Source organism: Providencia sp. PROV189 (assembly GCF_028480065.1).
Lineage (GTDB): Bacteria > Pseudomonadota > Gammaproteobacteria > Enterobacterales > Enterobacteriaceae > Providencia > Providencia stuartii.
In genome coordinates this window covers 49,036-62,694 of record NZ_JAMPOG010000001.1, presented here as the reverse complement: position 1 = coordinate 62,694, position 13,659 = coordinate 49,036, and the positions used below count along the sequence as shown (strand labels likewise).

The 13,659-nt window shown below is 40.8% G+C and carries 10 protein-coding genes; 4 read left to right on the top strand and 6 right to left on the bottom strand.

Annotated features, from left to right (window positions below; all coding sequences use genetic code 11):
* Position 1 precedes the first annotated feature (1 nt).
* Entirely contained in the window at positions 2-1,441 is a 1,440-nt protein-coding gene (locus PR833_RS00290) for a sensor histidine kinase (RefSeq protein ID WP_014656328.1), read from the bottom strand.
* Between the two features lie 903 nt (positions 1,442-2,344).
* Here PR833_RS00290 and PR833_RS00285 point away from each other — a divergent pair.
* Positions 2,345-3,376: a methyltransferase gene (locus PR833_RS00285; protein ID WP_196715410.1), complete on the top strand. Its 1,032-nt coding sequence runs from the start codon at positions 2,345-2,347 to the stop codon at positions 3,374-3,376.
* A gap of 54 nt (positions 3,377-3,430) precedes the next feature.
* Here PR833_RS00285 and purL read toward each other — a convergent pair whose 3' ends face one another.
* Complete coding sequence (gene purL / locus PR833_RS00280; RefSeq protein ID WP_272525797.1) at positions 3,431-7,318, bottom strand: phosphoribosylformylglycinamidine synthase; 3,888 nt, start codon at positions 7,316-7,318, stop codon at positions 3,431-3,433.
* Between the two features lie 441 nt (positions 7,319-7,759).
* Between purL and mltF the strand changes: the two genes are divergently transcribed.
* Positions 7,760-9,403: a membrane-bound lytic murein transglycosylase MltF gene (gene mltF, locus PR833_RS00275; protein ID WP_230089727.1), complete on the top strand. Its 1,644-nt coding sequence runs from the start codon at positions 7,760-7,762 to the stop codon at positions 9,401-9,403.
* 35 nt (positions 9,404-9,438) lie between these two features.
* On the opposite strand, the gene tadA is transcribed toward mltF, so the two are convergent.
* Both tadA and leuE read right to left on the bottom strand, forming a co-directional pair.
* The gene (tadA, locus tag PR833_RS00270; RefSeq protein ID WP_004921454.1) at positions 9,439-9,975 is read right to left on the bottom strand and encodes a tRNA adenosine(34) deaminase TadA; all 537 of its coding nucleotides are present in this window, start codon (positions 9,973-9,975) and stop codon (positions 9,439-9,441) included.
* A gap of 172 nt (positions 9,976-10,147) precedes the next feature.
* Positions 10,148-10,795, bottom strand: coding sequence for a leucine efflux protein LeuE (leuE, locus tag PR833_RS00265; protein WP_072502418.1), 648 nt, complete (start codon positions 10,793-10,795; stop codon positions 10,148-10,150).
* A gap of 198 nt (positions 10,796-10,993) precedes the next feature.
* Between leuE and PR833_RS00260 the strand changes: the two genes are divergently transcribed.
* Both PR833_RS00260 and PR833_RS00255 read left to right on the top strand, forming a co-directional pair.
* A complete protein-coding gene (locus tag PR833_RS00260) occupies positions 10,994-11,452 on the top strand; it encodes a hypothetical protein (RefSeq protein ID WP_004921460.1) in 459 nt (152 codons plus the stop codon).
* A 615-nt stretch (positions 11,453-12,067) separates the two neighbouring features.
* Positions 12,068-12,328: a YfhL family 4Fe-4S dicluster ferredoxin gene (locus PR833_RS00255; protein ID WP_004921463.1), complete on the top strand. Its 261-nt coding sequence runs from the start codon at positions 12,068-12,070 to the stop codon at positions 12,326-12,328.
* Positions 12,329-12,485: 157 nt separating this feature from the next.
* Here the strand turns inward: PR833_RS00255 and acpS are convergent, their stop codons facing one another.
* Both acpS and pdxJ read right to left on the bottom strand, forming a co-directional pair.
* Complete coding sequence (acpS, locus tag PR833_RS00250; protein ID WP_004921465.1) at positions 12,486-12,869, bottom strand: holo-ACP synthase; 384 nt, start codon at positions 12,867-12,869, stop codon at positions 12,486-12,488.
* Positions 12,869-13,600 (bottom strand): pyridoxine 5'-phosphate synthase, encoded by a 732-nt coding sequence (gene pdxJ / locus PR833_RS00245; RefSeq protein ID WP_004921469.1) that lies wholly within the window; start codon positions 13,598-13,600, stop codon positions 12,869-12,871. Before pdxJ ends, acpS begins: the two co-directional genes overlap by 1 nt.
* Positions 13,601-13,659 lie beyond the last annotated feature (59 nt).

The window sequence follows — 13,659 nt, the reverse complement described above, 5'->3', positions numbered from 1 at the left end:
ATTATTCATTCTCTGCAGTTAAAGGCAGTTCAATTCTAAAGCAGACATCTGCTAATTTATTGGGTACTAGTGAAAGTTCACCCCCCATTTGCTTAATGCAATCATGTGCAATACTTAGCCCCAATCCGCTGCCTTTGACAGCTCCTTTTCTCACAAGCGACCCTTGGTAAAAAGGTTCAAAAATCATACTTTGTTCTGACTCAGGAATTGGTGTGCCAGTATTAGCAACTTCAATAACAAGCTTATTATCTATTCTGCGGCTTGTGATCCAAATATTACCTGATTCACTGCCATAGTGCACCGCATTGGAGTAGATATTATCAATAACCCGTCCTAGTAGCGTTGGTTCAGCAAGGCAATGGTCAATACGTAGACGAATATCCGTTTGAATATTTTTCGCTCTCGCAGGTAAATTATGAGCCATAACAATGTCTTCAATCAATTTTTGCAAATCAACATGTTGTGCTTCTGGCGGGCTATCTGCTAATTTACGATTATAATCAAGAAGCTGCTCAATAAGTTGCTGAAGATGCTTACTGCTGTTATCAAGAATTTCTACAACCTCTTTTTGTGACTCGGTAAGCGGCCCCGCCACTTCATCGGCCAGTAATTCAGTGCCTTCACGCATACTTGCTAATGGTGTTTTCAGCTCATGGGAAATATGCCGCAAAAACTCATGGCGCTGCGATTCTAACCAAGCTAAGCGTTCACTTAACCAGATAATCCGCTGCGCTAACGAGCGTAACTCTCGAGGCCCTTTAAATAATTTTAAATTATTTGTCAGCGTTCTGCCTGTGCCTAATCGGTTGATCATACGTTCGATGCCTTTCACTGGCCCGATAATCATTCGAGTAAACAAAGCAACTAAGAGCACACTCAATAAAAAGAGGATAAGGCTCTGCCAACCAAAAAGCTGTCCTTTATTGGCAATTGCTTTTTGTAATTGCTCCCCTCGACTAAATATTACGTCGCGGGTCTCTTGTATTAATGCATTATTCTGCTCTGAGAATTGGCTTAATGCTGCGGTGACTTCTTTAGGCGGTTCACTATTCTCACAAACTACCGTTTTTAATTCTTCTAACGCGCGAGTCAGTGCCGATGTATCTGCATTTTTAGGCAGTATCGTTTTTTGCCGCTCAAACATCTGCTGATAATCAGAAAACTGCTTGAGGTAGAGGGTATGTAATGAAGCATCTTTCAAAACACAGTATTGGCGATAGCTTCTTTCCATTTCTAAAGCTAGTCCACCCATCGCTTCACTTCGCCGGGTATCTAAAAGTGTTGTTTTATTGATTTGAGCAGCTTGATTACTTAATTGCTCCAAGCTTTGGTATGCCTGATAAGCCAGAACCAATAGTGGCAATAGCACTAACCAAAATGCCATGACAACCAATTGGCGCAAGGAGCGCGGAAATAGACGCCATTTACTCAATGCATTCATCTCACACCTGTTAAACGAGGTTCCATGGTAACAGAACTGAATGAATTACGTGAACTTGATGATCACCACAGTTCGATTTTCCCTCTTATTTCATAAGAGTCACGCTAGTTACAGCAAGCAATGTGCCAATCTCATTGAGAATAAACAAGAAAAATTATGGGGGGATAAATACAGGAAGGCGGAATAAAGAGTTCAACTTTATTCCGCCAGCGATTTACTGATGTGATATATGATTATCTCTTTATAATCATATAGGTGGTGCCTCACTCCACGTGTCGCCCTGTGTTTGATAAAGCTCGAAAGCGAATATCTGTGCTGTTGGACGGTAGGCACCTTACTTTGGCATCATTCTTGCTTTATGTGGTATGTTCCCACCCTAATGTGGACCGACATAATAATGTTGAATGAGCAACTGAATATTATTATGCACACATCGTGCCAACTTTTCAATATATTTATTAATTAATTGAAAGATAAGCGCTTTTATTTTTTCGGTTTCTTATTTCTTCTTTTTCACCTCTAAAATTTTTCTTTCTTTCCTCTATACTGTCTCCTTTTAAAGACACCCACCACAGCATAGAAAATTATTTTTATTTTTCAACAAATTAAATGTCTCCATTTGGAGACACCCAAATAAGGGGTTTGTCGCCAATTTTATACACCTCGAAAAAAAACCTCATCACCTGAATAAAAAAACCTCAGAATAATTAATAAAATTGATATTTATTGCGAGACCAACAGAAATTCAAATTAAAGCGAAAATAATAAACACTATGGCACCCCTAATTTTTATTGATAAAAATTAAGAGTACTTTCCAAGAAATAATTTTACTAATCTATACTTCACGACAATACTTAACTTTTACTTATTGATTTGATAATAAAGATTCGATGAGGAAATTTATGAATATGCAATCAAGTAACACAATAGAGCAGAACGATATGCAAGCCGCGTTGTATGTGCTTGAGCAAACTATTGGTTTTGTATTTCAAGCAGCACTACGCGCCGCGGTGCAGTTAAATATTGCGGATCATTTAATGCAGGAAGCAAAGACCGTTGAGCAACTGGCTGCTGAAATAAAGGCAGATGCGAGAGTCGTGAAAAAAATTCTTCGAGTACTCGCAACCCGTAAAATTTTTACTTGTTTAGATGGCACTCATTACGCATTAACGCCAGAAGCGACCTTTTTATGCACTGATCACCCCTACTCATTGCGCCCTGCTATTCTCTGGTTGACTGATAAAACCTTTTGGCTAACGAGCGCAGAGTTCACACAATCCGCTTATGGTAAGCGCGTATTTGAAGATTTATTCGGAAGTACATTCTTTGATTACTGGGAAAAGAATGCTGATCAACCAGATGGCTTTGATGAAGGGCAAGCTTCTTTATCAAAAATTGAAAACGAATTTATCCTAAAAAATTATACTTTCCCAGAAAATATCATTGTTGCCGATATTGCTGGCGGCTTAGGCAACCTGCTACTTGAAGTATTGGCACGTAATCCGTCATTAAAGGGTATCCTATTTGATAGGAAACATGTGCTAGAAAAAAATATTCTACATCGGCTCAAAGATAATACCCGTTGGACATTACAACCCGGCTCTTTTTTTGAACAGTGTCCAGAAGCTGATATCTACCTATTGAAATACATAACTCATGATTGGAGTGATGATAAGCTTATTGAGATATTTAAAACCATCCGTCGCGCCATGAAACCAACCTCAAAATTACTGGTCATGGACGCGATTATCCCCGAAGATAATCGCGTCCATTTTGGAAAGGAATTAGAGCTTATATGCTTTAGTGTTATTCACGATAGTAACGAGCATACAGAAGCTGAATTTAACGCATTGTTCTCGCAAGCAGGTCTAAAAATCAACCGAATTATTCCAACAGAAAGCCATATTGCTATCATTGAAACCGTTCCTGTCTAATCGGCAACGACGAAAAAATAGCCCCGTATTACGGGGCTATCAGATTCAGGCTACTTAGCCTAATTGCTTACGCGCATTACGGAAAATACGCATCCATGGGCCATCTTCCCCCCAATTTTCTGGGTGCCAAGAGTGACTTACAGTACGGAATACACGCTCAGGATGCGGCATCATAATTGTTGCGCGGCCATCCATTGATGTCACCGAAGTAATACCATTCACTGAGCCATTAGGGTTAGCAGGGTATTGCTCTGTGACCTGCCCATAGTTATTCACAAAGCGCAGTGCTACTAATGAATGATTTTCCAATTGCTGAATATGGGCAGGATTACGCGCCTCAACCAAACCTTCACCATGAGATACCGCAATCGGCATGCGTGAACCGACCATATCTTGAAGCAATAAGGAAGGGCTCTTAGCTACCTCGACCAAACTAAAGCGCGCTTCAAATCGTTCTGAGCGATTGCGTACAAAACGAGGCCACAGTTCTGCTCCTGGGATCAACTCATATAAATTGGACATCATTTGACAACCATTACACACGCCAAGGGATAATGTATCTTGACGAGCAAAGAAAGCAGCAAATTCATCACGTACTTGGTTGTTAAACAGGATTGATTTTGCCCAACCTTCCCCAGCACCTAATACGTCACCGTATGAGAAGCCACCACATGCAACTAAGGTTTGGAAGCCTGCCAATGATAGATGCCCCGCGAGCAGATCACTCATATGGACATCAACCGCATCAAAACCAGCACGGTCAAAAGCAGCTGCCATTTCCACATGAGAGTTAACACCTTGTTCGCGCAACACCGCAACTTTAGGGCGTACACCAGACAGGATATAAGGTGCTGCGATATCCTCTGCAATATCGAAAGTAAGCTGAGTATTTAGACCAGGGTCTTGGCTATCCAACTTCGCTTTATGCTCTTCATCTGCACACGCCTCATTATCACGTAAGCGTTGCATCTGCCATGTTGTCTCAGCCCACCACTCACGTAATGTACTGCGAGATTCCTGATAAACAACAGTATCACGACTATTAATCACTAATGCATCTTCTTGGGTGACCGTACCTAGATAATGTAAACATTCACCTAAACCCGCTTCAGCAAAGCAATTTTCAACATATTGCTTATCTTGCTGTTTAATTTGGATAACGGCGCCCAACTCTTCATTAAACAGCGCGGCGAGAATATCTTCATCAAATTCGCTAATATCAACATTAATACCGCAATGGCCTGCAAATGCCATCTCAGCTAATGTCACGAACAGACCACCATCAGAGCGGTCATGGTATGCTAGCAGTTTTTGCTCTGACAATAAGCGTTGGATAGCGGCAAAGAAACCAGATAGTAATTTAGGGTCGCGCACATCCGGTGCTTTATTACCTAACTGACGGTAAACTTGCGCAAGAGCCGAGCCGCCTAAAGCATTATGCCCTTGACCAAGATCGATTAACATTAAGGCAGAGTCAACGTCCGTTTTTAATTCAGGTGTCACCGTCAAACGCACATCTTCAACACGACCGAATGCGCTAATAATCAGTGATAGTGGTGATGTCATTTCACGCTCTTCACCATTATCTTGCCAACGTGTTTTCATTGACATCGAATCTTTACCAACAGGGATAGTCAACCCTAAAGCAGGACACAGTTCTTCGCCTACCGCTTTCACAGCTTCATACAGACCTGCATCTTCCCCGGGATGCCCCGCCGCCGCCATCCAGTTAGCTGAAAGTTTTACTCGTTTTAGATCTTGCACATATGCGCTAGCAATATTAGTTAATGCTTCCCCTACCGCCATACGGGCAGAAGCGGCGAAGTCTAACAATGCAACAGGGGTTCTTTCACCAATTGACATAGCCTCGCCATAGTAGCTATCAAGACTCGCTGTTGTGACCGCGCAGTCCGCGACAGGGATCTGCCAAGGCCCAACCATCTGATCACGCACAACCATACCAGTCACTGTACGGTCACCAATAGTAATTAAAAATGTTTTTTCCGCGACGGCTGGAAGATGCAACACGCGTTTTACTGCTTCATTTAAATGGATAGACGTTCTATCTAACGCCCCTGGTTGTGCCTTTAATGTATTCACATCACGCAACATTTTAGGGGTTTTACCTAACAGCACATCAAGAGGCATATCAATAGGTTGATTATTAAAATGCGCATCTTTTAAAACTAATTCACGCTGTTCGGTTGCTTCACCAATTACTGCAAAAGGAGCACGCTCACGCTCACAAATTGCCGTAAATAGAGCCATTTGTTCTGGAGCAACGGCTAAGACGTAACGCTCTTGAGACTCATTACACCATACTTCTAATGGGCTCATTCCAGGCTCATCATTCAGAATTTTGCGCAGTTCAAAGCAACCACCACGGCCCCCATCACTCACTAATTCAGGCATGGCATTCGATAAGCCACCCGCTCCCACATCATGGATAAATAAAATGGGGTTGTTCTCACCCAACTGCCAACAATTATCAATAACCTCTTGGCAACGTCGCTCCATTTCTGGGTTATCACGCTGCACTGATGCAAAATCCAGATCAGCATCTGATTGACCAGAAGCCATAGAAGATGCGGCACCACCACCAAGACCGATATTCATTGATGGCCCACCAAGGACGATGAGTTTTGCTCCAACAGGGATCTCACCTTTTTGCACGTGATCCGCCCTGATATTGCCAATCCCTCCAGCTAACATAATAGGTTTATGATAGCCGCGTAGCTCTTCACCGTTATGACTGTTAACTTTTTCTTCATAGGTACGGAAGTAACCTAATAGTGCTGGGCGACCAAATTCGTTATTAAACGCCGCGCCACCTAATGGCCCTTCTAGCATAATATCGAGAGCGGTAACGATACGTTCCGGTTTGCCGAAATCTTCTTCCCATGGCTGCTCAAACCCAGGGATACGTAAATTCGATACTGAGAAACCAACTAAACCTGCTTTCGGTTTGGCACCGCGCCCTGTCGCCCCTTCATCACGAATTTCACCGCCCGAGCCCGTTGCTGCCCCCGGCCATGGAGAGATCGCTGTAGGGTGGTTATGTGTTTCGACTTTCATCAAAATATGAGCATCTTCTTGATGATAACGATAAGTACGGCTATCTGATTCTGGGAAGAAACGCCCCACGGAAGATCCTTCCATCACTGCCGCATTATCTTTATAAGCAGATAACACATAGTCTGGCGTCGTTTCAAAGGTGTTTTTAATCATTTTAAACAGCGATTTAGGCTGTTTTTCACCATCAATGATCCAATCTGCATTAAAAATTTTATGGCGGCAGTGTTCTGAGTTTGCCTGTGCAAACATATACAGTTCAACATCCGTTGGGTTGCGTTTTAACTCAGTGAATGCATTTAGAAGGTAATCAATTTCATCATCAGCAAGTGCTAACCCCATTTCTACGTTAGCTTTTTCGAGGGCAGTTCGGCCATGACGACTGATATCAATAACTTTCATTGGTGCGGGTTGATGATGAACAAACAGTGCCTCAGCTTGCTCAAAAGAGCCAAAAACACTCTCCATCATGCGGTCATGTAGTAGCGCTGCAACGTCTAGCCACTGTGCTTGTGATAGTGAATCGGCTTGCACATAGTAAGCAATACCACGTTCAATTCTTTCGACCTGAGATAAACCACAATTGTGAGCAATATCTGTCGCTTTAGATGACCAAGGAGAAATTGTTCCTGGGCGTGGTGTCACTAATATGAGTTTACCAAAAGGCTCGTGCTCCGCGAGAGAAGGACCGTATTTCAGCAAACTACGCAGTTTGCCTTGCTCGCTTTCACTTAAAGGCGCTGATAGTTCAGCAAAGTGCATATATTCAGCATAAATATCCGTAACAGGAAGCTGTTTTTCAGCAAACAACGCCAACAGGCGAGCAATACGAAATGCTGATAGAGCAGGTGAACCACGCAAAATTTCCATAGTCTTAAATTCTCTCATTTAAACGCCAGCCCTGATCATAAAAGCAGGGGAACCGGAACACATTATAGAGCAATGCGAATCAATACGAAACCGTTTGCGTGACTAAAAATAAAGCAAACCGTTAAAAATTATTAGGAACGAAATAGCACAATATTGGTTGCACGGATCATAATTGTTGAGCAAAATGTCCAAACACTGGAAATATAACCATTACTTATAACAATTTTTATTACAACACCGGCATACAAACACCCACAATTTTCTGGGCGATTGAGAGATAGCAACATTCATCTATTGACTCGCTTGGATAGCAGCTTCGATTGCTAAACAGTGCAAAGCAATCTGGACTTGAAGTATAAAGGGTATACATACGAGATATTTTTTTTGAATAACATCAAGGTTAATTATTTCATTATTGGGATTATTGCGCTTGTTGCGGCCATGATTATCGGACTGAATCTCCGCTGGCCCAATACACAAAATAATCAACTCAATCAAATCCTCTCTCGAGGTGAATTGCGAGTCAGCGCGATTAGCTCCCCCCTGATTTATCTTGACGATGAAGCGAATCTGCATGGTTTTGATTATGAGCTTGTACAAAGCTTTGCCGATTACCTCGGCGTAAAACTAATCATCACCATGAGACCCACCGTCGAGCTTATTTTTGATGATATTGAAGAGGGGAATGCAGATATCGGGGTTGCTGGTCTGCTCTATAATAAAGATAGATTACAAAAAATGAAAACTGGGCCAAGCTACCTAAATGTGACACAGCAATTGGTCTACCGAAAAGGTTCTACTCGCCCTAAGAGCTTTAATGATATTAAAGGAAAATTGGTGGTTATGGCAGGCTCTGCACACGCTAGCACCCTCAAATCATTAGCCGGTAAATACCCAGAGCTGACTTGGCAAGAAACTACCGAATACACAACCAATCAATTGTTAGAAATGGTTGCCGAAGGGCTGATTGACTATACACTCGAAGATTCAATTTCCGTTGCCCTCCAACAACGCATTCATCCAGAAATTGCTGTTGGATTCGATTTAGTCGATGATCACGCCATTACTTGGTATATGAAACGTCTTAATGACGATAGCCTAAACGCTGCCCTTCTCGACTTTTTCAATGTCAGTAATGAAATAGACTTACTCGCAAGACTTGATGAAAAATATTTCAGTCACGTTAGTTCATTCGATTATTTTGATACCATTTCATTTATTAACGCTATCAACAAAAAACTGCCCAATTATCAGCCACTATTTGAAAAATATGCCACGACCCTTGATTGGAAACTCTTAGCCGCTATTGCATGGCAAGAATCCCATTGGGATCCTTTGGCTACCTCACCAACAGGTGTACGTGGACTAATGATGCTTACAAAACCAACGGCGGAAACCATGGGTGTCGCTGATAGGTTAGACGCTGAGGAGAGTATTAAAGGAGGAGCTGCCTATCTCGAATATCTGATGCAGCGCCTGCCAGTATCCATTGCTGATGACGATAGAATTTGGTTTGCTTTAGCCGCCTATAATATGGGCTATGGCCACATGCAAGATGTTAGAAAGCTAACTGAAATGCAAGGAGGTGATCCTGACCGCTGGCTAGATGTGAAATCAAGGTTACCTCTTCTAACACAAAAAAAATATTATTCTCAACTTAACTATGGTTACGCACGGGGTCACGAAGCCTACCGCTATGTTGAAAATATTCGCCGCTACCATCAAAGTTTGGTTGGGTATTTACAAAACCAAGATAAAAAACAGCGTGCACTAGCGATTGCGGAAAAATCGCTCATTTTATTTCCGCCTCTTACAACGCCTAACGAGCAGAAGCAGGCTGTTGAAAATGCAGACACCGCAAAACAGGATGATGTGACCTCAAACGCACCACAAGCATCTTCAACACAAAATCCCCACCAAGAAAAGGTTAGCCTAAAACACGTTCAATCTGCTCCAGTACAGCAGAAGTTACCCGCTATTCCCCCGAAGGATACGCTCACTTTGGGGCAATATTTTCTTTCACCCCATACACAAGAAGGCTCCCATGCCAAGGAGCCTACAGAGCCAGTAACAACAAATAATTAGAAACTTAATCATAGCTAATCAGAATGAAAGAGGGATTAAGGTGATTTTTGCTGCTGACATCCTCCGCACTCACCTTCTGTTTGCGCCAACATCTGTTTCTGCGCTTTCTTTTGTGCTCTACGCATTTTAAAAAAATTACTTAACATCGCTGAGCAGGTTTCTTCTAAAACCCCGCCCTTTACATCCACATAATGATTTAATCCGGGGCGCTCTAAGATATTAATAAATGAACCGCAAGCACCGGTTTTAAAGTCTCTCGCCCCATAGACTAAACGCCCTATTCGACTATGTACTAATGCGCCAGCACACATAATGCACGGCTCCAACGTTACATAAAGTGTTGTGTCTAATAATCGGTAATTACTAAGCGCACGACCACCTTGCTGTAACACCATTATTTCTGCGTGAGCTGTAGGATCATGACTTTCGATTGAACGATTCCAACCCGATGCAATTAATTGATTATCTTTCACTAATAGAGCACCAACAGGTATTTCTCCTGCATCTTGAGCATTTTTCGCCAATTCTAAAGCGCGCTTCATCCAGAACTCATCAACTTCGGCTTGTGTCACAGCAACCTCTAATCTATCTATTTAAATAGATTATACCGTAAATTATTTGAGTTGCTGTAGGGCGGTAATGAGGAAATTTATCAATCACTGCATAGAGAGGAAGTTACCGTGGTTTTGATATGCCACGATAACTGATAAATAGACAACAGTGTGAACAAGGCAAAATCTCGCCTTAATTACTAAAAATCGCTAATTTTGCAGCAAACCCCATAAAAAAGCTTCCTACTGCACAGTTACCCAATTTAGCCAATATTTGTTTTTCACGTAAAAAACGCGCGATAAGATAACCACTAAAAATCAGCAGACTAAGATAAATAAAGCTGACAAGCTCCAAAATAGACGCGAGCACCAGATATGGAACCCAAGCGTGCGAGTAATTAAAGTCAATAAATTGAATAAAAAAGGAGATATAAAATAGAATCGCTTTTGGATTAGTTAAGCTTAGGATCAACGCACGCGTAAAAATTTTCTCTGATTTAACCACCATCGGCTCAGCATCTGAACTTGCTAATTTTTTTTGCTTAAAAGTCGCATAAAGAATTTTGCAACCTAAGTACAACAGGTACGCCGCGCCTAAATACCTTACGACCATAAAAAGTGTAGGTGACGCTTTTATCACTGACGCAACCCCAATAAATGAGAGAAAAATGAGTATTGCATCACCGGTAAATACGCCTAATGCTGCCCGATACCCTGCTTGAGTACCATGAGATGTACTTGATTTTAAAACATATAATGAATTTGGTCCCGGCACTATGATGATAAAAATCAACCCTGCCATATAAGTCCAGAAATTCAAAACACCAAAACTTTCAAACATAATGAAAACCTTAACCATTTTTTTCTTATTACTATCACAATCTTAACCAGTTGTGAATATTTATAAATTCAATTATTACCATAACATTTAAAAATATGAAATAAGCTAATAATAATGATTATTTTTAAATATGCCTTATTTTCATAATATCAAAGTGCTTATAAACAATTTAACTTACTAATAAATAAAGGAGCTGATATGTCTCTGATCCAATCAGGTATTCAAGCGGGTATATTTGAACAGTTTTACCCAACCACGCTTGTCTACACTGCTGCAAAAAAAATATTCTTCTTAGGCCATACTCCCCAAGATAAGGCCTACTTTATTTATAATGTTAGTGATAAAGGGATTATTGATACAAGTGCTCCTATCCATAAAGGGAAATTAAACAGCTACCTTAGCAATCTACAATATGTACAAGATTTAACGCTGAATAAACAGTATATTTATGGTTATAATTTAGAAGAAAAGACCATTCAATTCTTTGTTGTTTTAGATAATGGCAATCTTGAAAATGTTTACGACTTTACTTTTAACGCTAACGGCATGCAAATTAGAACAGCGTCGTTCTTCGTTATCAACGGCATTTTATACTATTACTACCAGTATGAAAAATCAAAAAATTGGGAATCATTCTCTGTCGTAATTGTAAAATAATAGTGTTTGATAGCTAAAGAGTTCCTTTTAAGGATTGGTAACCCCAATCCTTTATTTTAATAGTTATCTCTTATATAAGATTAAAGCAACCACACTAAATAAGATAATTTTAGATAAGCCTTACAGTCAGCGTTTTCAATATTAATTAACCCGATAAATAACAAAACCCCACCGTCTAAAATTTATAGTCACTGTAATGCCAAACCTTTAATCCATAATAAACTAATGACACATAACAAAGAACACTAAATAATACAAAAAATTGTATATCTAAAAAACAGGCTAACTTAATACAATCGACTTCGATGTGTTTATTCTATTTTTCCCTATTAAATAGAGATAGCTCATACTCTCTAAGATAATATTACTAATACACATTCTATTTAGCACATAATAATAAATGTTATCATATTGAATAATGTTTATTATCTTTGCTATGGAAATTATAGCCACGCTTATCCCTTTTCCAGTTATGCATAATAAATAATACAATTTTTTAACATAAAAAGAAGATGTTAGGTGAAATTGATAGAATTAGTATTTAATTTCCCTATTTCCGTGTAGAATTAGTCACCTCATTAGAATTATTTATGGTAACAGATTTAACTGATTGAAATGGCACTATTAATTACTAAAAAATGTATCAATTGCGATATGTGCGAACCCGAATGCCCTAATAATGCTATCTATATGGGTGACGAAATTTATGAAATCGATGCAGATCTCTGCACTGAATGTGTCGGCCACTATGATAAACCGACCTGTCAATCGGTTTGCCCTATCAACAATACGATTATCACAGACCCACAACATATTGAAACACAAGAACAATTATGGGATAAGTTTGTCATGATCCATCATGCTGATAAAATTTAGCCTATTAGCACTTTCTACCTGTTCCCTGACACTTACTCACGACCCAGCGCTATCGCTGAGTGTTGATTACCCCCGCCGCATAACGGCGAGGTATCATCCTCTTCTTATCAAATATGCCCTCTGGATAAGAAGAGTTATTGAGCCTATTGTGTGTCAATTACACACTTTCAATAATCACTGTCGCAGCGGCATAATGGCGCTCATCCGTAATAGATACGTGAATATGCGTTACGTTCATACGCTGCGCTAGTTTTTCAGCCTCCCCCACCAATGTTAGTAGCGGTTTCCCCAAAGAGTCATTACTGACTTCAAATTGGTTAAAGGCCAATCCATTACGAATTCCGGTACCGAGCGCCTTAGCTGCCGCCTCTTTAACCGCAAAACGTTTTGCTAAGAAACGAGCTGGCTGAGCTTGTTGTTGAAACTGCGCAAATTCATTTTCAGTCAATATCCGTTTCGCTAAGCTGTCAGCTGAACGTTTAATCACCGCTTCTATTCGGGCTATTTCAACAATATCCGTACCAAGACCTACGATTGCCATTAGTAACGCGCTTCTCTGAGTAGTTTTTTCATATCTGCCACCGCATTCGCTAGGCCGCTAAATAACGCTCGCCCAATAATGGCATGCCCGATATTCAATTCATAAATTTCAGGTAATAGCGCGATCCGCTGAACATTATGATAAGTTAAACCATGGCCCGCATTCACTTTTAGGCCTTTCCCTGCCGCATAAGCTACGCCATCACGAATTCGACGATATTCGATTTCTTGTTCTTGCTCCGTTTTCGCATCTGCATATGCACCTGTATGTATCTCAATAAATGGTGCACCTGCTGCTTGCGCCGCATCAATTTGAGTGTGATCAGCATCAATAAACAGAGATACTTGAATACCGGCTTCAGTCAAGCGTTTAACAGCATCAGTAATTTTGGGTAATTGCCCCGCCACATCAAGCCCCCCTTCCGTCGTGACCTCTTCACGCTTTTCAGGTACTAGGCAGCAAAATGCAGGCTTCACTCGACATGCAATGTTAATCATTTCCTCTGTCACTGCCATTTCAAGGTTCATTCTGGTTTGAATAGTCTCTTTTAGCAGCTCAATATCCCTATCAGTAATATGGCGGCGATCTTCTCGCAAATGCACAGTAATACCATCAGCTCCTGCTTGTTCTGCAACAAATGCGGCTTGTACAGGATCAGGATACTGTGTTCCCCGTGCATTTCTCACTGTTGCGATATGATCTATGTTTACACCTAACAAAAGCTCAGCCATTTTTCACTCCCTATCATAAATACAGTCAAGTACGCTCAATGCCCCTATCCTACTGCAAT